26 protein-coding genes are annotated in these 22,753 nt (G+C 62.2%); 4 read left to right on the top strand and 22 right to left on the bottom strand.

Going from position 1 to position 22,753, the window contains the following annotated elements; translation table 11 throughout:
• Nucleotides 1-19 precede the first annotated feature (19 nt).
• Complete coding sequence (locus VNV36_RS02530) at nucleotides 20-916, top strand: LysR family transcriptional regulator (RefSeq protein ID WP_325715935.1); 897 nt, start codon at nucleotides 20-22, stop codon at nucleotides 914-916.
• 179 nt (nucleotides 917-1,095) lie between these two features.
• Here VNV36_RS02530 and VNV36_RS02525 read toward each other — a convergent pair whose 3' ends face one another.
• The 21 genes from VNV36_RS02525 to VNV36_RS02425 form a co-directional block, all read right to left on the bottom strand.
• Nucleotides 1,096-1,899, bottom strand: a complete 804-nt coding sequence (locus tag VNV36_RS02525; protein WP_325715933.1) for a hypothetical protein — start codon at nucleotides 1,897-1,899, stop codon at nucleotides 1,096-1,098.
• Between the two features lie 26 nt (nucleotides 1,900-1,925).
• Nucleotides 1,926-3,152, bottom strand: a complete 1,227-nt coding sequence (locus tag VNV36_RS02520; protein WP_325715931.1) for a beta-ketoacyl-ACP synthase — start codon at nucleotides 3,150-3,152, stop codon at nucleotides 1,926-1,928.
• Entirely contained in the window at nucleotides 3,152-3,880 is a 729-nt protein-coding gene (gene fabG, locus VNV36_RS02515; protein WP_325715929.1) for a 3-oxoacyl-ACP reductase FabG, read from the bottom strand. Before fabG ends, VNV36_RS02520 begins: the two co-directional genes overlap by 1 nt.
• Nucleotides 3,873-4,337 (bottom strand): hotdog family protein, encoded by a 465-nt coding sequence (locus tag VNV36_RS02510; protein ID WP_325715927.1) that lies wholly within the window; start codon nucleotides 4,335-4,337, stop codon nucleotides 3,873-3,875. Before VNV36_RS02510 ends, fabG begins: the two co-directional genes overlap by 8 nt.
• A complete protein-coding gene (locus VNV36_RS02505; RefSeq protein ID WP_325715925.1) occupies nucleotides 4,334-5,530 on the bottom strand; it encodes a beta-ketoacyl-[acyl-carrier-protein] synthase family protein in 1,197 nt (398 codons plus the stop codon). Before VNV36_RS02505 ends, VNV36_RS02510 begins: the two co-directional genes overlap by 4 nt.
• Complete coding sequence (locus VNV36_RS02500; RefSeq protein WP_325715923.1) at nucleotides 5,527-6,138, bottom strand: hypothetical protein; 612 nt, start codon at nucleotides 6,136-6,138, stop codon at nucleotides 5,527-5,529. Before VNV36_RS02500 ends, VNV36_RS02505 begins: the two co-directional genes overlap by 4 nt.
• Nucleotides 6,138-6,863 carry a class I SAM-dependent methyltransferase gene (locus tag VNV36_RS02495; RefSeq protein WP_325715921.1) on the bottom strand — a complete coding sequence of 242 codons (726 nt, stop codon included), beginning with the start codon at nucleotides 6,861-6,863 and terminating at the stop codon, nucleotides 6,138-6,140. The genes VNV36_RS02500 and VNV36_RS02495 overlap by 1 nt, the downstream gene beginning before the upstream one ends.
• The gene (locus VNV36_RS02490) at nucleotides 6,860-8,107 is read right to left on the bottom strand and encodes an NAD(P)/FAD-dependent oxidoreductase (protein WP_325715920.1); all 1,248 of its coding nucleotides are present in this window, start codon (nucleotides 8,105-8,107) and stop codon (nucleotides 6,860-6,862) included. The genes VNV36_RS02495 and VNV36_RS02490 overlap by 4 nt, the downstream gene beginning before the upstream one ends.
• Nucleotides 8,094-9,257, bottom strand: a complete 1,164-nt coding sequence (locus VNV36_RS02485) for a cation:proton antiporter (protein WP_325715919.1) — start codon at nucleotides 9,255-9,257, stop codon at nucleotides 8,094-8,096. The genes VNV36_RS02490 and VNV36_RS02485 overlap by 14 nt, the downstream gene beginning before the upstream one ends.
• A complete protein-coding gene (locus VNV36_RS02480; protein WP_325715918.1) occupies nucleotides 9,254-11,584 on the bottom strand; it encodes an MMPL family transporter in 2,331 nt (776 codons plus the stop codon). Before VNV36_RS02480 ends, VNV36_RS02485 begins: the two co-directional genes overlap by 4 nt.
• Nucleotides 11,568-12,170 (bottom strand): outer membrane lipoprotein carrier protein LolA, encoded by a 603-nt coding sequence (locus VNV36_RS02475; RefSeq protein ID WP_325715916.1) that lies wholly within the window; start codon nucleotides 12,168-12,170, stop codon nucleotides 11,568-11,570. The genes VNV36_RS02480 and VNV36_RS02475 overlap by 17 nt, the downstream gene beginning before the upstream one ends.
• Complete coding sequence (locus VNV36_RS02470; RefSeq protein WP_325715914.1) at nucleotides 12,167-12,592, bottom strand: acyl-CoA thioesterase; 426 nt, start codon at nucleotides 12,590-12,592, stop codon at nucleotides 12,167-12,169. The genes VNV36_RS02475 and VNV36_RS02470 overlap by 4 nt, the downstream gene beginning before the upstream one ends.
• On the bottom strand, nucleotides 12,585-14,129 hold the full coding sequence (locus tag VNV36_RS02465) for an HAL/PAL/TAL family ammonia-lyase (protein WP_325715912.1): 1,545 nt from the start codon (nucleotides 14,127-14,129) through the stop codon (nucleotides 12,585-12,587). Before VNV36_RS02465 ends, VNV36_RS02470 begins: the two co-directional genes overlap by 8 nt.
• Nucleotides 14,110-15,057: a lysophospholipid acyltransferase family protein gene (locus VNV36_RS02460; RefSeq protein WP_325715910.1), complete on the bottom strand. Its 948-nt coding sequence runs from the start codon at nucleotides 15,055-15,057 to the stop codon at nucleotides 14,110-14,112. The genes VNV36_RS02465 and VNV36_RS02460 overlap by 20 nt, the downstream gene beginning before the upstream one ends.
• Nucleotides 15,054-15,788 carry a glycosyltransferase family 2 protein gene (locus tag VNV36_RS02455; RefSeq protein ID WP_325715908.1) on the bottom strand — a complete coding sequence of 245 codons (735 nt, stop codon included), beginning with the start codon at nucleotides 15,786-15,788 and terminating at the stop codon, nucleotides 15,054-15,056. The genes VNV36_RS02460 and VNV36_RS02455 overlap by 4 nt, the downstream gene beginning before the upstream one ends.
• 128 nt (nucleotides 15,789-15,916) lie before the next feature.
• Complete coding sequence (locus VNV36_RS02450; RefSeq protein WP_325715906.1) at nucleotides 15,917-17,596, bottom strand: ApeI family dehydratase; 1,680 nt, start codon at nucleotides 17,594-17,596, stop codon at nucleotides 15,917-15,919.
• The gene (locus tag VNV36_RS02445) at nucleotides 17,593-18,138 is read right to left on the bottom strand and encodes a COG4648 family protein (protein WP_325715904.1); all 546 of its coding nucleotides are present in this window, start codon (nucleotides 18,136-18,138) and stop codon (nucleotides 17,593-17,595) included. The genes VNV36_RS02450 and VNV36_RS02445 overlap by 4 nt, the downstream gene beginning before the upstream one ends.
• Complete coding sequence (locus VNV36_RS02440; protein WP_325715902.1) at nucleotides 18,135-18,389, bottom strand: acyl carrier protein; 255 nt, start codon at nucleotides 18,387-18,389, stop codon at nucleotides 18,135-18,137. Before VNV36_RS02440 ends, VNV36_RS02445 begins: the two co-directional genes overlap by 4 nt.
• Before the next feature lie 9 nt (nucleotides 18,390-18,398).
• Nucleotides 18,399-18,674, bottom strand: a complete 276-nt coding sequence (locus VNV36_RS02435; RefSeq protein WP_325715900.1) for a phosphopantetheine-binding protein — start codon at nucleotides 18,672-18,674, stop codon at nucleotides 18,399-18,401.
• A complete protein-coding gene (locus VNV36_RS02430; protein ID WP_325715898.1) occupies nucleotides 18,652-19,464 on the bottom strand; it encodes a lysophospholipid acyltransferase family protein in 813 nt (270 codons plus the stop codon). Before VNV36_RS02430 ends, VNV36_RS02435 begins: the two co-directional genes overlap by 23 nt.
• The gene (locus VNV36_RS02425) at nucleotides 19,440-20,165 is read right to left on the bottom strand and encodes a beta-ketoacyl synthase chain length factor (RefSeq protein ID WP_325715896.1); all 726 of its coding nucleotides are present in this window, start codon (nucleotides 20,163-20,165) and stop codon (nucleotides 19,440-19,442) included. Before VNV36_RS02425 ends, VNV36_RS02430 begins: the two co-directional genes overlap by 25 nt.
• Nucleotides 20,166-20,522: 357 nt before the next feature.
• On the opposite strand from VNV36_RS02425, the gene VNV36_RS02420 reads away from it, so the two are divergent.
• Nucleotides 20,523-21,293: a ParA family protein gene (locus VNV36_RS02420; protein ID WP_186531847.1), complete on the top strand. Its 771-nt coding sequence runs from the start codon at nucleotides 20,523-20,525 to the stop codon at nucleotides 21,291-21,293.
• 134 nt (nucleotides 21,294-21,427) lie between these two features.
• On the opposite strand, the gene trxC is transcribed toward VNV36_RS02420, so the two are convergent.
• Complete coding sequence (gene trxC / locus VNV36_RS02415) at nucleotides 21,428-21,862, bottom strand: thioredoxin TrxC (RefSeq protein WP_325715893.1); 435 nt, start codon at nucleotides 21,860-21,862, stop codon at nucleotides 21,428-21,430.
• A 193-nt stretch (nucleotides 21,863-22,055) separates the two neighbouring features.
• On the opposite strand from trxC, the gene VNV36_RS02410 reads away from it, so the two are divergent.
• Nucleotides 22,056-22,352, top strand: coding sequence for a type II toxin-antitoxin system HigB family toxin (locus VNV36_RS02410; protein ID WP_325715891.1), 297 nt, complete (start codon nucleotides 22,056-22,058; stop codon nucleotides 22,350-22,352).
• Complete coding sequence (locus VNV36_RS02405) at nucleotides 22,349-22,750, top strand: helix-turn-helix domain-containing protein (protein ID WP_325715889.1); 402 nt, start codon at nucleotides 22,349-22,351, stop codon at nucleotides 22,748-22,750. The genes VNV36_RS02410 and VNV36_RS02405 overlap by 4 nt, the downstream gene beginning before the upstream one ends.
• The last annotated feature ends 3 nt before the right edge of the window (nucleotides 22,751-22,753 follow it).

The following is a 22,753-nucleotide window of genomic DNA, read 5'->3' as shown; positions in this document are numbered from 1 at the left end:
ACGACCTAATGGGGTTCACATGGAATTGCGTCATCTGCGTTACTTCATTGCTGTCGCCGAAGAACTGCATTTCGGTCGGGCCGCGCAGGTGCTGGGTATCTCGCAGCCACCGCTGAGCCAGCAGATTCAGGCGCTGGAGCAGCAGCTTGGCGCGCGGTTGTTCGAGCGCACCAATCGTCGGGTCGAGCTGAGCGAGGCCGGCCGCCTGTTTCTGCAGGAGGCGCGGCTGGTGCTGGCGCAGGTCGACAAGGCGGCGGACGTTGCCCGGCGCGCGCAACTGGGCGAGCTTGGCGAGTTGAAGATCGGCTTCACCTCCTCGGCGCCGTTCAACTCGACGATTCCGCAGGCGATCTTTTCCTTTCGTCAGCGCTTCCCGGCGGTGCACCTGAACCTGCGCGAGATGAGCAGCACCATGGTCGCGGAGGCACTGGTCGATCAGTCGATTGAAGTGGGCATCATGCGCCCGCTCGGTTTGCCGGATTCGCTGAGTGTGGTGGAGTTGATGCGTGAGCCGTTGGTGGCGGTGCTCAGCTCCAAGCATCCGTTGGCCCAGGGCAGCGACGAAGGCCTGTTTCTCTCGGCGCTGGCGCTGGAGCCGTTCGTGTTTTTTCCGCGCAGCTACGGCAGCGGTCTTTACGCGCAATTATTGAGCCTGGCCCGTGAAGCCGGTTTCAGCCCGCACTTTGCCCAGGAGGCCGGCGAGGCGATGACCATTATCGGTCTGGTCGCGGCGGGGCTCGGGGTTTCGGTGCTGCCAGCGTCCTATCAGCGGATGCGCATCGACGGCGTGGTTTACCGGCCGTTGCTCGATCCGGAGGCGATTTCAGCAGTGTGGCTGGTGCAGCGCAAAGACCAGAAATCGCCGATGGCCAAGGCGTTTGTTGAATTGCTCACGCGCAAGGTCGAGTCCGCTTGAAAGATCGCAGCCTTCGGCAGCTCCTACAGGAAAACGCGAGTTCCATTGTAGGAGCTGCCGAAGGCTGCGATCTCTTGATCTTGCCGTTAGGGCAACCGCACCAAATCCCCCTTCAGCGCCACCCGTGTGACAAAGACAAGGGGCGCCAATTGGCGCCCCTTGTCGTTTGTGCCGTCCCATCAATCCACGTGCGCCAGATCCCCACGTAGCGCCACACTCGATACCACCATTCCCGCGCGGCACTGGAATTTTTCGGTGTCTTTGTACAGGTCGCGCTGGTCGACGCTTGCGATATTGATCACCGCATTGGCGTCAGCTTTTTTCGCGGCGTTTTGCAGCGTTGCCAGCGCCGATTGCAGGGCCCAGAAGCAGGCGTCTTCGTCGGACTTGTTCGAGCCGTTGGTCTTGCGGCTGCTGCTCACGGTGTCGAGTTTGCGCACCTGTTTTGGCAGGGTTTCGCCGGCCAGGTAGAACTTCACGCTGCCGTCGAGCAGGCCGGCGTCGGTGGCGCGTTTGACGCCTTCGCGAAAGCTCAGGTAGGTCGGCTCGTCGGCGCCCTGTTTGATGATGCCCAGGTTGTTGACGGCTTCGATGTCCGGGTTGATCGACAGTTCTTTGAGTACGTTGTCACGCAGACGGTTGACCCAGCGGTTGTAGTTGCCGTGGATCTTGCCGTCCCTGGCGTCGAGGCCGTAGCTGCTGCGATAGTCGATTTCGAACGAGGTCGGGGTGAACGGGATGTCGACTTCGGCGTGATGACGGCCGCGTACGGTGATCGCCGCTTTGATCATGCCCGGACGTACCGATTGCACGACCCATTGGCGGTCATTGAGCGCGGTGACGATCGCGCGGCTCATCTGTTGCTGGGTGAAGCCGAGGTTGGGCGAGAACTCTTCCTTGGCGTTGTAAACCGGTTTGCTGGTGCAACCACCGAGTACAAAAGCCAGTGCCAGTAGCGCGGCGATGCGGTGAAACTGAGTCATTCCCTTCACTCCAAAACGTGTTGCGGTCAGTGCCAGCGGCGGAAGATCAACGAGGTGTTGACGCCACCAAAAGCGAAATTGTTGTTCATTACGTACTCATGGTGCATCTGGCGGAATTCGCCGCGCAGGTAATCGAGCCTGCCGCAGTGCGGATCGACCTCGTCGAGGTTGAACGTATGCACGTACAGATCGCGATTCATCATCTCGATGCTGAACCACGACTCCAGTGCCCCGCAGGCGCCGAGGGTGTGGCCGAGGAAACTCTTCTGCGAGCTGATCGGCATGCGCTCGCCGAACAGACTGCTGGTAGCCAGTGTTTCGGCAATGTCGCCCTGTTCTGTAGCCGTGCCGTGACCATTTACATAGCCGATGGCATCCGGCGTCAGCCCGGCGTCTTCCAGGGCCAGCTCCATGGCGCGGCGCATGGTCAGCTGTTCCGGGCGAGTGGTGTGCTGGCCGTCGGCGTTGCTGCCGAAACCGACGATTTCGGCGTGGATGTGTGCGCCACGGGCGAGGGCGTGTTCCAGCTCCTCAAGCACCAGCATGCCGCCACCTTCGCCGATTACCAGGCCGTCGCGGCCCTTGTCGTACGGGCGCGGGCTGGACTGTGGTGCATCGTTTTTCAGGCTGGTGGCATAGAGCGCGTCGAAGACCATGGCTTCGGTCGGGCACAGTTCTTCGGCCCCGCCGGCGAGCATCAGCGGCAGGCGGCCGAACTTGATGGCTTCGTAGGCGTAGCCGATGCCCTGGCTGCCGCTGGTGCAGGCGCTGGAGGTGGGAATCAGGCGCCCGGTGAGGCCGAAGAAGATGCTGATATTGGCGGCGGTGGTGTGCGGCATCATCCGCACGTAGGAGTTGGCATTGAGCCCCTCGGCCACCGAGTTGAGCAGCATGTTGCCGAAGGCCTTGATCTCGTCGGTGCTGCCGGTGGACGAACCGCAGGCGACGCCCATGCGCCCGTCCTTGATCGATTCGTCGCCGAGCAGGCCGGCGTCGGCCAGTGCTTGTTCCGCTGCACCGACGGCCAGTCGTGAGACGCGGCCCATGCTGCGCAGCTGTTTGCGCGTCCAGTGCGCGGGTACCAGGAAGTCATCGATGGGCCCGGCCAGACGCGTGTTGAGTTCGCTGAAGCGATCCCACTCGTCCATCCGGCGGATGCCGCTGCGGTTGGCCGCGAAGTTGCCGGCAATGGTCTGCCAGTCGCTGCCCAGCGAGGTGATGCCGGCCATGCCGGTGACGACGACGCGCTTCATCAGCACAGACCTCCGTTGACCGCCAGCACCTGGCGGGTGATGTACGAGGCTTCCGCCGACATCAGGAAATTCACCGCAGCGGCGACTTCTTCTGGGGTGCCCATGCGTTGCGCGGGGATCATTTTCAGCAGTTCTTCCACCGGCACGTTTTCGTCGAGCATGGCCGTGTCGATCAAGCCCGGGGCGACGCAGTTGACGGTGATCTTGCGTTTGCCCAGCTCGATCGCCAACGCCTTGGCCGCGCCGATCAGGCCGGCCTTCGAGGCGCTGTAATTGACCTGGCCACGGTTGCCGATCAGACCTGACACGGAGGTGATGCAGACGATGCGCCCGGCGGCGCGACGGCGGATCATCGGCATCATCAGCGGGTGCAGAACGTTGTAGAAACCGTCGAGATTGGTGCGCAGCACCACGTCCCAATCGTCGTCGCTCAACGCCGGAAACGCGCCGTCGCGAGTCAGTCCGGCGTTGAGCACCACGCCGTAATAGGCGCCATAGCTGTCGACATCGGCTTCGAGAATGCTTTTGCAGGTTTCACGATCAGCGACGTCAAATTGCAGGATGCGCGCTTTACGCCCCAGCGCTTGGACTTCAGCCTGCACCGCTTGGGCTTCGGTCATGCCGCTGCGGCAATGCAGGACGATGTCGTGCCCGGCTTGCGCCAGACGCAAGGCAATGGCGCGGCCGATGCCACGGCTGGAGCCGGTGACCAGTACGGATTCAGTCATCGTTCGACTCCTTTGTCTGTTGCAGATATTGATTGGCTTGTGGCGGACGGAACACGTTCAGCCGGGCGCTGGCTTGGATGCCGTCGCCGTTGATGTGGCATTCGAACACGCCCATGCCATTGTCGTCTTCCAGTGAGCGCAGACCGTGAATGGTCAGCTCGCTGCCGGCCGGAAAGGCTTCGACATTGCACTCGAATTTGCGCGTGCCGAGGAGGAATCCCAATTCCACCGGATTGCCTTTCTGCCGTGCGTGGCAACCGGCGAAAGCCGCGACGCTTTGCGCCATCAGTTCGACGCCGACCCACGCCGGCAGGCTGCCGTCGGGCAGGTTGAACAGGCCGTCGGGTTTGACCGTGAGGCGGGTGAAAATCTGCTCTTCGTCGAAGCGCTCGATGCTGTCGATCAGAATCATGTCGCCGGCATGGGGCAGCAGTTCGGCGAGCGGCCAGTGGCTCATGGGGCGTCTCCGATTATCAGGCTGACATTGTTGCCGCCGAAGGCAAACGAGTTGCTCATCAGGTAGCGCGGTGCAATGGACGTCAGGCGTTCGTTCGCGGTCACCCACTTGAGTGGGGGCAGCGCCGGATCGGCCTGACCGTCCCAGATGTGCGGCGGCAACGCCTGTTCAGGATTATCGGCGCTCAGGCTTAGCCAGCAGAACGCCGCTTCCAGCGCGCCGGCGGCGCCGAGGGTGTGGCCGGTCAACGGTTTGGTTGAGGAGCAGGCCACGCCGTCGGGAAACAGCGCGGCGACCGCCAGACTTTCCATCGCGTCGTTGTGTTGAGTGGCGGTGCCGTGCAGGTTCAGGTAGTTGATTTGCGCGGCTTGCAGATTGGCGCGGCCAAGGGCTTTTTGCATCGCTTGCAGAGCGCCGCGGCCACTGGGCTCCGGAGCAGAAATATGGTGCGCATCCGAGCTGGCGCCAGTACCGAGCAGGGCGATGCCCGGACCTTCGCCAGACTGTTTGCTCATCACGAACAGCACCGCTGCTTCACCGATGTTGATGCCGTTGCGGTTGGCTGAAAACGGATTGCAGCGCTCGTCCGACACCGCTTCCAGGGCAGAAAAACCATTGAGCGTGAGCTTGCACAGACTGTCGACGCCGCCACACAGCACTGCGTCGCACAGGCCCAGATCGAGCAGGCGCTGGGCGCTCATCAGGGCACGTGCGCTGGAAGTGCAGGCGGTGGAAATCACGTAGGCCGGGCCACTCAGTTGCAGCCAGTCGGCGAGGAAATTCGCCGGAGCGCCGAGTTCCTGCTGACGATAGTCGTACTCGCTGGGGAACTGCTGTTCGCGGATGTAATGAGCCAGACCACGGCTGGCCTCGTCGATGCCCGACGTGCTGGTGCCGAGCACCACGCCGATGCGCTCACGGCCGTAAGTCTGGATCGCGCGATCAATGTCGTCGCGGATCTGCAGCGCGGCCTCCAGCAGCAGTTGATTATTGCGGCTGCTGTGCTCGATCAGTTCGGCAGGGATCGGCGCCAGCTCACCGTGTACGGCGGCCACCGGCAGTGTTCGCTCGGCGACCCAGCCGGATTCGCGGCGCATCCCCGAACAGTCGCCATAAAACAGATTGCGCGCGACTTCAGCCTTGTCGCGGCCCAGAGCGCAGATCACGCCGAGGGCATTCAGGTAAGCGGTCATGGCGTCGATTCACCTAGCTGGGAAACGCGGTAGTGCGGGCCGTGGGGCAGGTTCAGTTCGAAGCTCAGCGGTTGTGAATAACGGACGTCCCAGCGCGCGGGCAATGAGCGGTGAGCGGCCTGTTGCTGGGCGTCGGGATAGTTGCGCAGCAGCTCGGCGGACGGGGTCAGGGCGAACAGCAGCGCGGCGAACAGCTCTCGTGCCTGCGGATTGGGCGGCAGCAGACCATCGGCCTGCCAACGGCTGTCGATCAGCTGCTGGCGGGCCTGGGGAATGCCCAACGGGTCCATCATCGACCAGCGGATGCCCGCGCCTTCTTGCTGGATCACCAGCAGCCAGTCCTGCCGCTGCCCGGCCTGTTCGCGCTCAATGTGCAGTTGCAGCGGCAGGGGCAGCGTCGGGTTGTCAGCCGGCAGCGGCGGCTGGCTGGCGCAGGCACTTAACAGCAAGGCTGATAAAACGATCGCCAGCCACGCAGAGAACCCTGTGGGAGCGAGCCTGCTCGCGAATGCAGTCTGACGTTCGCCACTTTTGCTGACTGATACACCGCTTTCGCGAGCAGGCTCGCTCCCACAGGGTTTCAGGTATTCAGATCGATAGCCGTACATCAGACAGATTCCTGCACTGGCTTGCGCGCGACGACATTCACCAGCGTCTCCTCACGTTGCCCGAACGGCTTTGGCTTGCTCAACCCGAACCGCTCCAGCAAACCGAAATCCTTCGACCGGCTCCACCACAGGTACGGGTAGGAGACATTGTGCTCGGCGAACTCGAAACCCTGCCCGCGAATCATCTGCAGATACCCGGCGGCGCTCTTCTGCACGTGCATCGGGTGGCGGAACAGCCAGCGAATTACCCAGGTATCGATGTAAGCCTCGGTGGACTCGGCGAACAGCAGGTAACCGCCCGGTTTGAGCACGCGATAAAACTCGGCCATGGCCTTTTCCTGTTCGACCAGATGATGGAAGGTCTGGTGACAGAACAGCAGATCGACACTGGCATCGGCCACCTTGAGCGTCGCGCAGTCGCTGCCGATCAGCTCGACTTCCAGACCCAGGCGCGCAGCCTCTTCGGCGCTCAGTTGCAGGCTGTGCGGGTCGGCGTCGACGCCGATCAGGCGCTGTGGAGCGAAGGTCTGGCGCAGATGAGCGAACGACTTGCCCTGGCCGCAGCCGGCATCCAGCAAAACGGGATTGACCGGCAAGGTCTCGCTGAACAATCCACGCAAATCATTGATCGCCACGCGCAACACATGGTGCTGCCAGGTGTGGCTGCGCAGGAACCAGAACCCGAAGCGCGTTTCCTCGACGTAACTGTCGCTCAAGTAATTCATGAGGCGTCCTGTGCGCAGAGTTCGGAAATCATCTTCAGCCGTCGGCGTGCTTCGCTGACAAACGGGTTGCGTTCGTCCCAGGCGTAACCGGCGAGGATCGAGCAGATCATCCGGCGAATGTCCGCCTGGCCGTCCTCGTAGAAAATCACGTCCTGGAAAGTGCCGGCGTACCAGCCTTCGACGTAGCAGCGGAAGGTGTCGACGCCGCGTTTCAACGGCTCGGCAAATTCGCTTTGCCAGTCGACCGTTTCACCCTGCAACTGGCGGTGCAGCACGCCGGCGGCCATGCTCGCCGAACGCATGGCGATGGTCACGCCGGAGGAAAACACCGGGTCGAGGAATTCAGCGGCATTGCCCAGCAGTGCGAAGCCCGGGCCGTGCAGGGTTTTCACGTTGGCCGCGTAACCGCCGAGGGTGCGCGCCGGGGTGTCCCAGACTGCGTTGTTCAGAACGCCGGCGAGGCTTGGCGTCTCGGCGATGAAACTGCGCAGGCAGGCGTCCAGATCAGTGCCGCGGCCCTGGAAGTGCTCCTCGGCCGCGACCACGCCGACCGAGCAACGACCGTTGCTGAACGGGATGGTCCAGAACCACACATCGCGGTGCTGCGGGTGGGTGGTGACGAGGATTTTTTCGCGGTCGAACGCCGGATTGTCGATGTGATCCTGGACATGGGTGAACACCGCCTGACGTACCGGGAAATTCGACGGCGCTTCGAGGTCGAGCAGGCGCGACAGCACGCGGCCATAACCGCTGGCATCCAGCACGAAACCGGCTTCGACGCGGTATTCGCTGCCATCTTCGCGGCGCACTTCGAGCTGCGGTTTCGCTTGCTCGAAATCGACGCTGACAATCGCATCGCCATAGCGGATCTCCGCGCCCTGCAACGCCGCTTGATCGGCCAGCAACTTGTCGAAGTCGGCGCGCTGCACCTGGAACGTGGTCGGCTTGCCGGCGGTGAACGTATCGCTGAAATCAAAGGCGCTGTAGCGCTCGCCCCAGGCGAATGCTGCGCCGGTCTTGCGCTGGAAGCCGGCGGCGTTGACGGCGTCGAGCATGCCGGCTTCTTCGACGAAATCCAGGCAGTGACTGAGCAGGCTTTCACCGATGGAAAAACGCGGGAAGTGCTGACGTTCGAGCACCAGTACATCGTGGCCCTTGCGCTTGAGCAGGGCGGCGGCGATAGCGCCGGACGGGCCGGCACCGATGATCACGACCTGGCGGGATTCCATTTCAACGATTGGCACGTGAGCTCCGGGGCAAAGGACTGTTCAGATTCAAGGGCGCGCGATGCAGGCCGATCAGGGCCGGCAGCAGCGTCGCGATCAGGCCCATCAGCATCAGCGCGAAATACAGCGCCGGGGTGATGAGCTGTTGTTGCAACAGCAGGTTGAGAAAGACGATTTCGCTCAGGCCGCGAATGTTCAGCAGCACGCTCTCACGCCAGCGGCTGGCGCCGGCGAACGAGGCGCCGGCCCAGCCGAGGCCGAGCCAGTTGCCGAGCAGCTTACTGGCAATCGGCAACAGCAGCAGCGCCGCCCATTGTCCGGCGTCGAGGCTGGCCAGAGCGCTGTGCACGTCGATCTGGACAATGCCGAAGGTGAGGATCAACGGAATTGCGATCCACGTCTGCAACCGGCTCATCCAGCGCACCGGTAACGGCAGCACCAGGGGCACTTTCAGCACGGCCATGCACAGCAGATAGCCTATGCCGAAAATCAGCGCATTGAGTTTGTAATGCTCGGCCAGCACCAGCAGGGCGAAGAAGCCGAGGCTGTAGGTCAGCGGACGGCGCACGCGCAGCAGATACAACAGCAGCGGCACGCCAGCCAGGGCCAAGGGCAACAACAGGCTGCTCAAATGCAGGCTGCCTTGAGCGAGGCCGAACAGCGTCCAGCAGGTCAGGTCGATGAGAATCGCGGTTTGCACCAGACGGCGGGTAGCGGTAGGCGGGTAATCGATGTGGCGCAAATACAGATACAACACCGGGATCGCCGTAATGGCGAAGACCAGTCCGATGGCCAGCGCGTTGAGCCAGGGTTGCGGCGGCAGCAACCCATACGCGACCGCCAGTCCGCAAGCGAACGGCACGGCGAAACTCGGCACGGCGATTTTCACGCTCTGACGATCGAGTTTCAGGTCGATCACATCGCTGAGGATGTGCCCGAGCAACAAGGCGAAACTCAGGCTGTAGAGGTTTTTCAGCCAGTGCGGAGCGATCAGTTGCGCGCCGCTGAGCTGCCAGCCCGGCTCGATCCAGCAATACATCAGCAGCGGCAAACCGAAACTCGCCAGCAGCAACTGACTGACAATCGGAATCAGGCCGAAGTGTCGGCCGACACGGGTCGCGAGCGCGAACAGCGCCAAGGCCAGCAACCAGAAGCCGACAACCATCATGGCGCTGGCTCCGCAGACGGTTGATGGCGTCCGGCCCACGGTGCAAGCATGAAGCTGAACGCCAGGCCGAGGCTCACCGACAGACCGAAATTGCTCACCGCCGGCGTGCTCGACACCGCCAGCAGACCGAACGACAGCCAGGTCGTCAGTGCTGCGAGCAGAGTGCCAAGCAGGCTTACCGCCGCGCCGCCAACCTGTTCGCGCATGAGGATTGCGTAATCGACGCTGATCGCTGTCACCAGCAGCAGGCCGAACAGGCTGAACAGGGTCAGCGGCTGACCGAGCCAGCCGAGGCTGGCCAGACTGCACAGCGCCGCCAGCAGCGGCAGGGCGACGATACGCAGCGCACCGGTCAGGCCGAACGGCAGAATCAACACCAACACGATCAACACGCACGAGGCGAGTTTCAGTTCGGCGGCGCTGATCTGCGTGGCGGCGAACACCTTGTTCAGATCGCCCAGACGATCGACCAGCATCACCCCCGGCAAATCCAGCGCCTGCACCCGCAGCAATGACGGATTGTTCAAGCCTTGCAGGCTGGTCATCGCAGCAACGCCGTCGTCGGTGGGGCCGAGCCACAGCATGCGATAAGGCTCACCGAGCGGACCGGCCAGCGCTGCGTCGATGTCTTCAGCGGGCAGGGTCTGCAACTGCTGCAATTCGTTCTGCAAAGCCGCCGCTGGCACGCCGAGATCGAGTAGCGGTTGCCAGAACGACGGCAGCTTGTTCAGCGATTCGCGCACTTGCTGTTGCTGGCTCGGCGCGCTGACCAGTTGATCGAGGGCCAGATAGCCTTGCAGCTTGTCGAGATTGACCAGCTGCTGCAAACGTTCGCTCAGCGCCGCTTGCCGCTCGAGCAACTGCTCCTGATTGGCGGCTCGGATGAGGAAGAACTGGCTGGTCGGCTGATAGCCGGTGATGCGTGCGATGGTCTGCGCTTCATCGGTCAGATGTTGCGGCGCACCGACCCATTGACGGATATCGTTCTTGCTCTGCAACTGCATCAGCCCGCCGACGCAAAAGGCGATCAGCAGGGCCAGCAGCACGGGCGTGCGAATGAATTCGAGCAGCGTCTCGCGCAGGTGAATCAGGCGCTCGGCCAGGCGCAGCGGCCATTGCGCCGGGCGCAGTTGGACATTTTTCAGCAGCGCTGGCAGCAGGCAGACCGCCGACAGATAGGCGCCCAGCAAGCCGGCGGCGGAGAACACCGCGATCTGGGTCAGTGCCGGGAACGGCGTCCACGCCAGAGCCAGATAGCCGATGACGCTGGTGATCAGGCTCAGCGTCAGCCCCGGCAGTGTCAGGCGCAGGGCCGGCCAGCTACGCCAGGGCTTGAGACTCCAGCTCTTGGACAGATAGTGCAGCGGGTAGTCCACGGCCACGCCGATCAGGCTCGAACCGAGCACCAGGGTCATCACATGCATGTGGCCGAACAGCGTTACGCAGGCCACCGCGCCGAACAGCATACCGACCAGCACCGGGACGAACGCCAGCAACACGCGCCAGCGGCGAAACGCCAACAGCAGCAACAGCAGAATGCCGACCGTCGCGCCGCCGCCGACCCAGGTCATTTCGCGAGTGGCTTGTTGCTGACCGTTGGCCGCGTAGAGCAGACCACTGGCAGCGAGCAATTGCACATCGCTTTGCGCCGCTTGTTCGCGGCTGTGCTGGAGCAGATCCGCCACTTGCAGGGGCAGGTTCATGTCGAAGGCGTTGCCGGTGGTGCGCGCACGCAGCATCACCCAGCTTTTGCCGTCGGCTTCGGCGACCAGTGCGCCACTGCCGATGTCCAGTTGCACGGCGCCGTGTTTCGGCTGGCTGTTCTGGATGCGTCCGGTCAGGCCCAGCCAATCGTCCTGACTCGGCACCAGGGTGAAACCGTTGAACGGGTCGAACAGCGCCTGCACGCGTTGCTGAATGAAAACATCAGGATGCTCGCTGAGCAGTTGCCGGTCGTCCGCCGAGAGCATCGCCAATCGCCCTTGCAGCAATTGCGTGCGTAGCGCTGGCAAGTCGGCTTGCAGGTTCCACTGCACTTTTTCGAACAACCCACTGGCCTGCCATTGTTCGCCCAGTTGCTGCGCCATGGCCAGCGCGTGCTGGCGCTCGGTGTGGCCGACCAGCACCAGCATTTCGCGGTTGAGCGGCTCCTGCATGCGCTGTTCGGCGCGCAGTTCGAGGGCGTCGGGATTGGTGCCGGGCACCAGCTCCATAAGGTTGGCCGACAGCGGCGCACCGTCGCGCCACTGCCAGCCGGCCAGCGCGACCACGGCCAGCAGCAGGCTCAGAAACAGCCAGGGCAGCCTGCGTTCACTCGGCAAAGTCATGTTGCTCCGCGTCGCTCAAGGGTTGCTCGGCGGTACTGTCCTGCATGCGCAGCAACGTGCTGTCGCCCTGGGTTTCCAGCAGCTCGATGGTGTGCACCAAGGCGCCGCCGTCGATGTTGATCTGGTTGAACACTTGCTTGAGCAACATCGAGCGTGGGGTCAGGGTCAGTTTCCACTGCTGTGCCGTGCCGCTCAGGGCCAATTCGAAATCCCGCTGCAAACCGCTGCTGTCACCTTGCAGCACGGCGAGGAACAAGCGGTTCTGCTCGGCACCGGCGCTCTTGTTCGGCAGCAGTTGCCAGCCATTGTTGTCGCGACGGGCGATGCCCTTGGCGGTGATGCGGTAATCCTGCTGCAGCGGGGTTTTCAACAACCACAGCAGCCCGTGGTTTTTCGCCAGAACGAAATGGCCTTTGCTGATCAGCGGCTGCGGCAGGGCGCGCAGGTGTTTTTCCTGAATGAACTGGCCGTGGATCACCTGCGGTTTCGCCAGTTGTTGACTGAGCTGTTGCAGGTCGAACGCATTGGCCCATGACGACACGGCCAGCAGCGTCAGCGCGCCAAGGCTTTTGAAAAACAGATTCATCGCAGCATCCTTTCCACGGCGTCGGTGAAGACTTTCGGTGAAGCCAGTTGCATCTCGCGGCTGCTGACCTCGACGGCGACCTGCACCGAGCTGGCGCGGGTCAGGCGTTCGCCGCTTTGCAGGTCGGTGATCAGATAATTGATCTTCAGACGGTTTTCCCACTCGACCAGGCTGGCGCGTACATTCAACCGTTGGCCGAACACCGCGCCGCGCACGTAGCGCAGTTGCAGGTCGATGATCGGCCAGGCGTAACCCGACTCGACCATGTGCGTGTAGTTGTGGCCGATCTTGTCCAGCAGCGCGCAACGCGCCACTTCGAGGTATTTGACGTAATGGCCGTGCCAGACCACGTGCATGGTATCGACGTCGAAGAACGGCACGAGGATTTCGCTATCGGCGTGAAGCACTCCGGCACTACGCATGCAGCCTCCAGTGTTGGGCGGCGATGCGTTGCAGGCACAGGCGCAGTTCGCCTTCCAGTGCGCGGTCTTCGATGACCGGCGGGAAATCCTTGCCGAGCTCTTCGTGCATCGCCGCCAGCGCTGGCGGCAGCGGGCGGGCGTCGGCGGCTTGAGCGCGCAACCACACGCCCTGGTTGGCAGCCAGAAGGGTAGCGGCGGCGACCTGTTCGGTCAGCTCCAGCACGCGGATTGCATCCCGGGCAGCGATGGTACCCATGCTCACCTTGTCCTGGTTGTGGCACTCGGTCGAGCGCGAGAACACGCTGGCCGGCATGGTGTTTTTCAGCGCTTCGGCAGTCCAGGCACTGGTGCCGATCTGCACTGCTTTGAAGCCGTGATTGATCATCGCCCGATCAGCGGGTGCGCCGGAGAGGTTGCTCGGCAAGCCGTGGTTGTAGCGCTCGTCGACAAGCAACGCCAGTTGCCGATCGAGCAGGTCGGCGACGTTGGCCACCAGATTTTTCAGACTGTCCATGGCGAACGCGATGTGTCCGCCGTAGAAGTGCCCGCCGTGCAGCACGCGCTCGGCCTCGGCATCGATGATCGGATTGTCGTTGGCGCTGTTCAGTTCGGTTTCAATGAACGAGCGCAGCCAGTTCAGGCTGTCGGCGAGCACTCCGAGCACGTGCGGTGCGCAGCGCAGCGAGTAGCGATCCTGCAGACGGTGCAGCGGTGCGGTCGGCGCGTCGATCGCCAGGTCCTTGCGCAGCCACGCCGCTACCTGCATTTGCCCCGGATGCGGCTTGGCAGCGAACAGACGTTCGTCGAAGTGCTCCGGATTGCCCTGCAGCGCGACGACGTTGAGCGCAGTGATGCGCGTGGCCAGTTGCAGCAGGTAATCGGCGCGGGCGAAAGCGAGGCAGGCGAGGCCGGTCATCACTGCCGTGCCGTTCATCAGCGCCAGGGCCTCTTTCGGGCGCAGCACCAGTGGCGTCCAGCCCAGTTCGCGATGCACGTCGGCAGCCTGACGGCGCTCGCCCCGGAACAGCACTTCACGCTCGCCGGACAGGGTCGCGGCGACGTAGGACAACGGCGTCAGATCACCGCTGGCGCCGACCGAGCCTTCTTCGGGAATCAGCGGCAGGATGTCGTATTCGAGAAACCCGTGCAGACGCTCCAGCAACTCGATGCGCACCCCGGAGACGCCGTGACACAGCGACTGCAAACGCGCCGCCAGCACCGCGCGCGTCGCCTGCGGGTCGAGCAGTTTGCCCAGGCCGCAACCGTGGAAAGTGTAGAGATGCCGCGGCAACGCTTCGACGTGATGCAGCGGCACCGCGACCACGCAGGAATCGCCGTAACCGGTGGTGACGCCGTAGATCACGCCTTCCTTGTCCAGCAACGAATCGAGAAAACGCGCGCCCTTGGCGATGCGCTCGCGCCAGGCCTCGTCAGCCTGCAACTGCACGGGCGCCTGACGGTTGGCCAGGGCCAGCACGTCTTCGATGCGCAAAGGGCGTTCGCCGAAGGTTACCGGCTCATGGGTTGGCGTCGTCATCGGTCTTCCAGAAAGGGTAAAAGTTGAACCATTGCTGCGGGGCTTCGAGGCAATAGTGACTCAGGCGCTGGGCGTAGCGGGTGGCCCACTGATGAATGACCTGCTCGCGCTCGCGGCGTGTCCACACCACGGCGTCGGCGAATGGCTCTAGGGTCAGACGATAGTGGCCGTCGGGTTGCTTCAGGCACATCAGCAGATTGACCGGGCATTTGAGCAGGCCGGCCAGCAGCCATGGGCCTTGCGGAAACGGCGCCGGATGGCCGAGAAAATCCACCGTCACGCTGCGCCCGCCATGCAGCGGCACGCGGTCGCCGGCAATCGCCAGCCACTCGCCGCGTTCCAGCCGTTCATGCAGCTGCAGCATGATTACCGGGTCCAGTTCGCTCACCTGAATCAAACGCAGATTGGTCGCCCCGGCCTCGCCGAGCAAGCGGTTGAACTGCTCGGCATGCTTGGTGTGCACCAATACATTCATGGTGACTTTTTCGCCGATTTCCGCCAGCGCCCGGCACACTTCGAGGTTGCCCAGATGCGCGCCGACCAGCAGTTGCCCGCGACTGCCGCGCAACTGCTTGCGCAGCAACGCCGGGTCGATGATTTCGATCTGCTCGATGCGCAGCTTGCCGTTCCACACGTCGAGCTTGTCCAGCAGTGAATCGGCGAAAGCCATGAACTGGCTGAATACCCGCCAGTGGCTCGGGCGCAAATCGTCCCGTTGGCTCCACTCGGCCAGACGCTGCTGGTACTGCCAGGCACTGCGCCGGGCGACGCGGCCGAACAGGAAGAAATACAGGACGATGCCGTACAGCAACGGACTGAGCAGGCGCCGGCCGAGGACTTTGGCGGCGAACGCGGTGAATTTCATCAGCAGGAAACTGCCGCGTTCTTCGCGGTCGGCCCAGTGCTTCTTGTCGACTTCTGCGCTCATGGTTTCCACCGCCGCCAGAGGATCACCGGCCAACGCAGCAACATGCCAAAGAACAGCCGTGTGTGCATGCTGGAAATCAGCGCATTGTCGTGGAACAGGCGAAAGTGCGACACGCCGTCCAGCGGGTAATGCACGCTGGTCTGCAGCCAGCGCATCGGCTGATTGCGCCACGCCAGACGCACGAGGATGTCCGAATCGAAATCCATGCGCTTGCCGACTTTCGCCGAGTCGATCACCGCCAGGGTCGGCGCCAGCGGGTAGACGCGGAAGCCGCACATCGAGTCGCGGATCTGCAGCGACAGGGTGTTGATCCACACCATGACGTGAGTCAGATAGCGTGCGTACAGACGCCCCTTCGGCACGCTCTCGTCGAACAGCGGATAACCGCAGATCATCGCCTGGGGATGGGCGCGGGATTCGGCGACGAAGCGCGCGACATCATGCAAATCGTGCTGGCCGTCGGCGTCGACCTGCAAGGCGTGGCTGTAGCCCAGGCGCGAAGCTTCGCGCAAACCGGTCATGACTGCGCCGCCCTTGCCCTGATTGGCGGTCAGGCGCACCAGAAAAACGCTGTCGCGTTCGGCCAGAGCATCGAGGACTTTTGCGCAGGAGGGCTTGCTGGCGTCGTCGACCAGAATGCATGGCAGATCCTGGGCGAGCAGAGCATCGACCACGGTGCCGATCGCGGTTTCGTGGTTGTACACCGGGATCACGGCGCAGGGCTTATGCATGGGACACATCCCCTTTGTGGCGAGGGAGCTTGCTCCCGCTCGAGTGCGAAGCGCTCGCCTTCGATGGGCTGCCAAAAACTGTTGGGGGTGCTTCGCAACCCAGCGGGAGCAAGCTCCCTCGCCACAGGTTATGCATGGGCAGGCCCCAAGAGGATGCGGCCACTGGAACAGGTCGCCGAGTCATTGCGATAAGCAAAATACAACTTGCCGCGCTGTGCATCGAAGCGCAGGTGCAGTTGGATCTCATCACCGGGCCGCACCAGTTGCTGGAACTTCAGCACCTCCATTCCCGCAAACGCACCGTCCAGTTTCAGCAACTGCCGACCCAGATTCAGCGCCCACTCGACCTGCACCACGCCGGGCAAAACCGGTGCCTTGGGAAAATGTCCGCTGAAGTAGGCCAGATCCGGCGGCACGCTGAGTTGCAGGCTCCACTCGCCGTTGGTTTCTGATTGTTCCAGCACTTCAGGGGCTTTCGGCCGAGCGGCCAGCAGCAATGCATCGACTTCGGCCTGGGGCAGTTTGCCCTGGCTGTTCAATGGCATTTGCCGCAGCAGGCGCCAGCGTCGGGGCAGGGCGAGGACTTCGCAATGTTGGCTCAAATGTTTGCGCAGGATTTCGGTCAGGCCACGGCGGCCGTGCTCGCGCAGGGCGAACAGCCCCGATTCGCTGAGTACCAGCAGTGCACCGAGCGAGGCGCGGTTCTCCTGTACCACGCCCAGCCGCGCTTCGGCGACCCAGCCATGGCCGACCAGAGCCTGTTCGAGCATCGGCAGCGAGATGCGTTTCTCTTCCAGTTTGACGATGCGGTCCAGACGCCCCAGCAGTTCGAAGCGCCCGTCGGCGGCAATGCGCGCGGCATCGGCGCTGTGTTCGACATGGCCGGCTGGCAGATAAGGCGAGGCAATCAGCAGCGCGCCGTGGCTGTCCTGGCTCAGTTCGACGCCGGCAAACGGTTGCCACAAAGGCTCGCCCTGACGCCAGGCAATGCCACCGGTTTCCGAGCTGCCGAGGATTTCAGTCGGCCATTGCTGCAAGCGCTGCTGCAGACTTTGCGCGGCCTCGGACGGCAACGCGCCACCGGAGGAAAACACCCGGCGCACCGCGCTCAGGGCCGGCCAGTCGAGGTTATCGCCCATGCGCTTGAGCAGCGCCGGGCTGGCGACCCAGGCGAATGCAGCCTGTTCGCGGCTGGCCCGTTGCAAATCTCCGGAAAACGCCAGTTGCCGGCGCACAAACGGACGTCCGGCGCACAACGGCCACAACACACGAAACAGCAGGCCGTAGATATGTTGCGTGGCGACACTGCCGATGATGCAGGCTTCGCCGAGATCTGCGCCCCATAGCTGCTCCAGCGCTTGGACTTCGTTGGCCAGTTGCCGCAGGGTCTTGTCGATGCGCTTGGGCTCGCCACTGGAGCCGGAGGTACACAGGCTCAGACGGCATCGGTCCAGATCCAGTTCGGCGCCGGGCAGTCCGGGTTGAGCGAAGTCAGGCAAGTGCGCGTCTTCAGGCTGATCGGTCAGCCACATGTCGACTTCATGCGCCCAGCGTTGGCGTGTCTGCGCTTGCAGGTCGGCCGGCAGCAATACGCTGACGCCTGCGCGCCAGGCACCGAGCAGCGCGATGGCGAGGTCGGCGGCATCCTCCAGATGCACGGCCAGCCGTTGCACGCCTTGGCCTTGCAGGCCGGCGGCAACGCTCAACGCCTGCGCATGCAGTTGCGCGTGATCCAGTGCCGGCGCCTGGCAAATTGCCCGTGCCGGCAATGCCTTGAGCAACAGTTGCTCAAGTTTTATCCAATTCATGTACGGCCTCTTACCCGTTGTCGTATCAGCCATTCAATGGCAAACATCAGGCCGATCAATCCGTAGGAGATCAGGCCGGTGTACAACATCCACCAATCCAGCGGCGCCCACAGGGTGAGGAGGGCGGCGCACAAACCGTTGCAGAAGAAAAACACGCTCCAGACCAGCGTGACCTTGCGCGTGTAGCGAATGGCAACCTGCGGCAGCTCCGGTTCGCGCAAACGCGCCAGACGCTCGACCATCGGCGGGCCGAATTTCAGGCTCACCCCGAACAGCACCAGCATGAACGCGCTGATCAGCACCGGATACCAGCGCAGCAGTTGCGGGCTGTCGAACACCGCCAGCAGCAGGCAGAACACCATGGCCACGCAGGCCATCCACAGACTGCCGGGTTTGCGTGCGCCGGTCAGGGCGCGCGCCAGCCACAGGCTGCCCAGTAGCAGCGCAAATTGCCACGGGGCGAAATGCTCCATGCCGAAATACACTGCAAAGGGGTACAGCAGACCGGCCAGCAGCAGGCCCAGGCCGATCAATCGGCTCATGCGGCCGGGTGAACCAGACGGAACACCGCCTCGACCACGTCACCGACGGTGCGTACCGATTTGAATTCCTCGGCGGCGATTTTCTTGCCGGTCTGGCGCTTGATGTGATCGATCAGGTCGACGGCGTCGATGCTGTCGATTTCCAGATCCTGATACAGGTTGGCGTCCATGCTTACACGGGCCGGATCCAGTTCGAACAGCTCGACCAGGGCATCGCGCAGGGTATTGAAAATATCGTCACGAGTTTGCATGGTCCGGTCTCAAGCTGCCTGTTTTGCCGTGACGAATGCCGCAAGGCTGGCCACGTTGGTGAAATGGTTGCGGGTGTCTTTGGCATCGGCGTCGATCTTGATGCCGTACTTTTTCTGAATCGCCAGACCCAGCTCCAGCGCATCCACGGAGTCCAGGCCAAGGCCTTCGCCGAACAATGTCTGCTCGTCACCGATGTCTTCGGGGCTGATGTCTTCGAGGCCGAGGGCGTCGATGATCAGCTGTTTGATGTCACGCACCAGGCTAGCGGTGTTCAGTTCGCTCATCTGCGGCGAGCTCCTTAATGAAATAGTCATGCAAATAATCGTTGAGCTTGCGCGAGGCCTGCGGCGCCGGGCCTTGCGCAGCGAAGGACTGTGGGTCTATATCGGCCCCGACGCGAAAACTGAAGTGCACGCGGCGATGGGGGATGCGATACCACGGCTCGGCCTTGGTCAGGGTGGTCGGGCTGACTTCGATAATCACCGGCGTGACGATTTTCGCACCGCGCAGGGCAATCGCCGCCGCGCCCCGATGAAAGGATGGCGCCTGCCCAGGCTGGGTGCGTGTGCCTTCGGGGAAAATGATCAGCGTCTGGCCGTCCTGCAGCGACTGCGCGGCAGCATCGAGCATGTCCATGCTGCCGTCGTTGCTGATGTATTCGGTGCGGCGTAGCGGGCTACGGGTAAAGGGGTTTTCCCACAGGGTTTTCTTCACCACGCAGTTGGCATGGCGAACCAGGCCGATGAGAAACACCACATCGATCAGCGACGGGTGATTGGCGATGATCATCTGCCCCGGTCGGCCGAGGCGTTCGGCGCCCTGGATGTCGTAGGTGAGCACGCCGGTGCGGGCCATGAAGCGTACGAAGAACCAGAACAACCGACTGACCGTGCGCCGGGCGCGCAGGCGATGCTGGAGTGCGTCACCGGGCAGGCAGGCGAGTAGCGGAAACACCAGCACGCGCAGACACAGTCCGCCGAGTCCGAACAAAGCGAAGCTCGCAGCAGTGGCCAGCAGACGCCAGTAATAAGCGTCGCGGTGTTTGGTAGTCACGGATTGCGTTGCCAGGTCCATACACGATTCTTCCACGCATGTTGGCAATCAGGTTGCTGGCCGAACAGAGTTCGCAACAGGTTGAGCGCATGCGGCCAGTGCGCCTTTGACTGGATTTTCGTGCTGCTGTTCAGGGTCAGCCGCCAGTCGGTACCGGGCGTCAGCAATAAACCGACCGCATAAGGGAACGGTACATCGTCGACCCACTGCGAGTAAGCCTGGGGTGGTTGCTCTTCCGTGATCACCAGCAATACCGCCGGGGCGCCTTCATCGAGCAGTGCGGCTGCTTCGAGCATGCCGTGTTCGAGGCCATCGCCAGCGGCGGCGAGGGCAGTCATTTCGCTGGTTTCGCCGCGCATGATCGACCACAGACCGATGATCGCGTTGTGTACCGAGAGGCTGAACTGGGTCGGTGACAAAGGTTGTTCGGTCGCCAGATCCCGGAGAATTTCAAACGTACGCGGGGTTTCGCCATGCCGCGAGACGAACACCAGCGGCAGATTGTCCCGTCCGTCGGCCAACGGCCAGCCAACGCTGAAGGCCATCCGCGCCAGACGGCTGAGGCGCCGGCGTTGCATGGCCGGCAGAAACGACACATCGGGCGCGGCATCACTGCTCTGCAGCACGACCGGCTGTCGGCTCCAGGCCTGCCAGGCGTCCACGCTGTCGAGCCCCGGGGCCCACGCGCGCCATTGGGCGATGTTGAAGTTGATCACGGACATTCATCCCGCCCCTGCGGGGCATTCGTTGACGCGTTGGCTCGCCAGCGCCGCAGCAGGCTTGGCTTGGCGCAGGGCGCCGGGTGGCGCGCATTATCCCGGTGCGACGGGTGTGTAGCAAATGTTGGTTACATTTTGCCCAACAAAATGTACCGAGCGGTTCGCCGGGTAACTGTCACTTGGCCATTATCCAGATCTGTCATTGCTTGTCTGTCAGGAGTCTCCTTGATCAATGGCTGTTTTTTCCGTGTCTGGATGCCGATATTTACACCTGTAGGCGTAGTCCGAATCCGTGAAGGTAGCGAAGCGCGCTCACGGGCATCTACACTCGGTCATTCTTTGATACACGGAGGTTTGGTCATGCGGCGCGTGGTGTTCAATCAGAAAGGTGGCGTGGGCAAATCCAGCATCGCCTGCAATCTGGCGGCGGTCAGCGCCAGCGAGGGTTATCGCACATTGTTGGTGGACCTCGATGCCCAGGCCAACTCCACCCAGTACCTGACCGGGCTGACCGGCGACGACATCCCGATGGGCATCGCCGATTTCTTCAAGCAGACGCTGTCTTCGGGGCCGTTCTCGAAAAAGAATCAGGCTGATATCTACGAAACCCCGTTCGACAACCTGCACATCATTACCGCCACCGCCGAGCTTGCCGATCTGCAGCCCAAGCTCGAGGCCAAGCACAAGATCAACAAGCTGCGTAAGTTGCTCGATGAGTTGGCCGAAGATTACGACCGGATTTACCTGGACACTCCACCAGCGCTGAATTTCTACGCGGTGTCAGCGTTGATTGCTGCTGATCGTGTACTGATTCCGTTCGATTGCGACAGCTTTTCCCGTCAGGCCCTGTACGGGCTGATTGCCGAGATCGAAGAATTGAAGGACGACCACAACGAAGGCCTTGAAGTCGAAGGTATCGTGGTCAATCAGTTTCAGGCGCGGGCCAGCCTGCCGCAGCAGATCCTCGACGAACTGATTGCCGAGGGCTTGCCGGTGTTGCCGGTGTATCTGAGCAGTTCCGTGCGCATGCGCGAGTCGCACCAGGCCAGCATGCCGCTGATCCACCTTGATCCACGGCACAAACTGACCCAGCAGTTCGTCGAGCTGCACAATCTGCTGGAAGATCACTGATTTCCTGAATCACACGCAAATTCCCAATGTGGGAGCGAGCCTGCTCGCGAATAGGCCGGCACATTCAACATCAGCGTGGAATGACGGACCGCCTTCGCGAGCAGGCTCGCTCCCACAGGGTAATCTGTGGTGTGTCAGAGCCCTTGGCTACGCAGCCACGCCATCAACTGCGGCAACGGAAACGCACCGCTCTGGCGCGCCACTTCCTTGCCGTTTTTAAACAGAATCAGACTCGGAATCGAGCGAATCCCCAGTTGCGCCGACAACTGCTGATTCGCCTCGCTGTCGAGCTTGGCAAGCCGACATTTGCCTGCCAACTGCGCCGCTGCCTGTTCAAATACCGGCGCAAACGACTTGCACGGCCCGCACCAGTCCGCCCAGACATCCACGAGCAACGGCAGATCCCCTTTGATCTGACTGGCGTAATCGCCTTGCTTGAGGTCGAACGGTTTGCTCAGCAGCAGCGCAGATTTACAGCGCCCGCATTTGGGTTGGTCAGCCAGACGCCCGGCGGGGATGCGGTTGAGGCCGTTGCAGGTGGGACAGGGGATGAGGAGCTGGGTTGTCATGAGCGAAATCCAGAGGAGAGCTGATGGTAGGTAGTTTGAGACGTTTGCTCATATTTTCAATCGTGCACGGTCCGAGGTTAAACCTAGGCTGAGATTTACCGGACGCACCGTCGGTCTGTCCGATTCTATCGCACATTGCGATAACTACGCCCTTCGATTAACCTCCCATAGCAGAATGCGATAAGGATGTTGCATGCATGTGTTTAGCGAAAGACCCATCAGAGAGGCCAAGGAAAAATGGCCACAATCCGCAAGCGCATTGGCGACGTGGTTTCGACTGGCAAAGAGAAGCTGTCCCAAGGACTTCGCGGCGATGAAATCGATATTTCCTGCGATCGACAAGGTGGGCCAGTTTCATGTCTTTGACCTGGGCGGCAACAAGCTGCGACTGATAGCCTTCGTCAGTTATCGATCGCAGAGGTTGTACATAAAATATGTTCTGGATCATGACGAATATGATCGGGGCAAATGGAAGGAAGGGCATGTATGAGCGTTTTGATCAAGACAGTGGCCGAGCACTGGGAATATGTCGCTCCGCTGGTTCGAAAACCGAAGAGTGAAGAGGATTATGACGCCTTGGTGCGGGCGGTCGATGAGATACTTGAAATAACCGGGGAAGATGAGTCGCATCCATTGATGAGCCTTTTGGACATCATCAGTGACTGGATCGAGGAATGGGATCGCACCCATCATCCCATGGCTGAAGCGAGCGGCGAAGAAGTGCTCGGCTATATGATGCGCGAACACGGCCTCACTCAGAGCGACCTTCCTGGCGTGGGTACTCAATCCGTCGTTTCGGAAATTTTGAGCGGGAAGCGAAAGCTCAATCTGCGCCAGATCCGCTGGCTCGCTGAACGTTTCAATGTACCGATCGAAGTGTTTATCTGAATC

The sequence above is a fragment of the Pseudomonas sp. genome, assembly GCF_035554175.1.
Lineage (GTDB): Bacteria > Pseudomonadota > Gammaproteobacteria > Pseudomonadales > Pseudomonadaceae > Aquipseudomonas.
The sequence above is the reverse complement of the archived record's forward strand: the minus strand, read 5'-3'. Positions and strand labels throughout refer to the sequence as shown.

What these genes read in the sequence shown, in the direction of transcription:
- VNV36_RS02410 (WP_325715891.1), top strand. Translation starts at nt 22,056, where the DNA reads ATGCATGTGTTTAGCGAAAGACCCATCAGAGAGGCCAAGGAAAAATGG.
- VNV36_RS02440 (WP_325715902.1), bottom strand. Translation starts at nt 18,389, where the DNA reads ATGCAAACTCGTGACGATATTTTCAATACCCTGCGCGATGCCCTGGTC.
- VNV36_RS02510 (WP_325715927.1), bottom strand. Translation starts at nt 4,337, where the DNA reads ATGAGCCACTGGCCGCTCGCCGAACTGCTGCCCCATGCCGGCGACATG.
- VNV36_RS02445 (WP_325715904.1), bottom strand. Translation starts at nt 18,138, where the DNA reads ATGAGCCGATTGATCGGCCTGGGCCTGCTGCTGGCCGGTCTGCTGTAC.
- VNV36_RS02485 (WP_325715919.1), bottom strand. Translation starts at nt 9,257, where the DNA reads ATGATGGTTGTCGGCTTCTGGTTGCTGGCCTTGGCGCTGTTCGCGCTC.
- VNV36_RS02500 (WP_325715923.1), bottom strand. Translation starts at nt 6,138, where the DNA reads ATGTACGGCTATCGATCTGAATACCTGAAACCCTGTGGGAGCGAGCCT.
- VNV36_RS02480 (WP_325715918.1), bottom strand. Translation starts at nt 11,584, where the DNA reads ATGACTTTGCCGAGTGAACGCAGGCTGCCCTGGCTGTTTCTGAGCCTG.
- VNV36_RS02405 (WP_325715889.1), top strand. Translation starts at nt 22,349, where the DNA reads ATGAGCGTTTTGATCAAGACAGTGGCCGAGCACTGGGAATATGTCGCT.
- VNV36_RS02425 (WP_325715896.1), bottom strand. Translation starts at nt 20,165, where the DNA reads ATGTCCGTGATCAACTTCAACATCGCCCAATGGCGCGCGTGGGCCCCG.
- VNV36_RS02455 (WP_325715908.1), bottom strand. Translation starts at nt 15,788, where the DNA reads ATGCATAAGCCCTGCGCCGTGATCCCGGTGTACAACCACGAAACCGCG.
- VNV36_RS02465 (WP_325715912.1), bottom strand. Translation starts at nt 14,129, where the DNA reads ATGACGACGCCAACCCATGAGCCGGTAACCTTCGGCGAACGCCCTTTG.
- VNV36_RS02470 (WP_325715914.1), bottom strand. Translation starts at nt 12,592, where the DNA reads ATGCGTAGTGCCGGAGTGCTTCACGCCGATAGCGAAATCCTCGTGCCG.
- VNV36_RS02520 (WP_325715931.1), bottom strand. Translation starts at nt 3,152, where the DNA reads ATGAAGCGCGTCGTCGTCACCGGCATGGCCGGCATCACCTCGCTGGGC.
- VNV36_RS02450 (WP_325715906.1), bottom strand. Translation starts at nt 17,596, where the DNA reads ATGAATTGGATAAAACTTGAGCAACTGTTGCTCAAGGCATTGCCGGCA.
- trxC (WP_325715893.1), bottom strand. Translation starts at nt 21,862, where the DNA reads ATGACAACCCAGCTCCTCATCCCCTGTCCCACCTGCAACGGCCTCAAC.
- VNV36_RS02460 (WP_325715910.1), bottom strand. Translation starts at nt 15,057, where the DNA reads ATGAGCGCAGAAGTCGACAAGAAGCACTGGGCCGACCGCGAAGAACGC.
- fabG (WP_325715929.1), bottom strand. Translation starts at nt 3,880, where the DNA reads ATGACTGAATCCGTACTGGTCACCGGCTCCAGCCGTGGCATCGGCCGC.
- VNV36_RS02420 (WP_186531847.1), top strand. Translation starts at nt 20,523, where the DNA reads ATGCGGCGCGTGGTGTTCAATCAGAAAGGTGGCGTGGGCAAATCCAGC.
- VNV36_RS02495 (WP_325715921.1), bottom strand. Translation starts at nt 6,863, where the DNA reads ATGAATTACTTGAGCGACAGTTACGTCGAGGAAACGCGCTTCGGGTTC.
- VNV36_RS02435 (WP_325715900.1), bottom strand. Translation starts at nt 18,674, where the DNA reads ATGAGCGAACTGAACACCGCTAGCCTGGTGCGTGACATCAAACAGCTG.
- VNV36_RS02505 (WP_325715925.1), bottom strand. Translation starts at nt 5,530, where the DNA reads ATGACCGCTTACCTGAATGCCCTCGGCGTGATCTGCGCTCTGGGCCGC.
- VNV36_RS02525 (WP_325715933.1), bottom strand. Translation starts at nt 1,899, where the DNA reads ATGACTCAGTTTCACCGCATCGCCGCGCTACTGGCACTGGCTTTTGTA.
- VNV36_RS02530 (WP_325715935.1), top strand. Translation starts at nt 20, where the DNA reads ATGGAATTGCGTCATCTGCGTTACTTCATTGCTGTCGCCGAAGAACTG.
- VNV36_RS02430 (WP_325715898.1), bottom strand. Translation starts at nt 19,464, where the DNA reads ATGGACCTGGCAACGCAATCCGTGACTACCAAACACCGCGACGCTTAT.
- VNV36_RS02475 (WP_325715916.1), bottom strand. Translation starts at nt 12,170, where the DNA reads ATGAATCTGTTTTTCAAAAGCCTTGGCGCGCTGACGCTGCTGGCCGTG.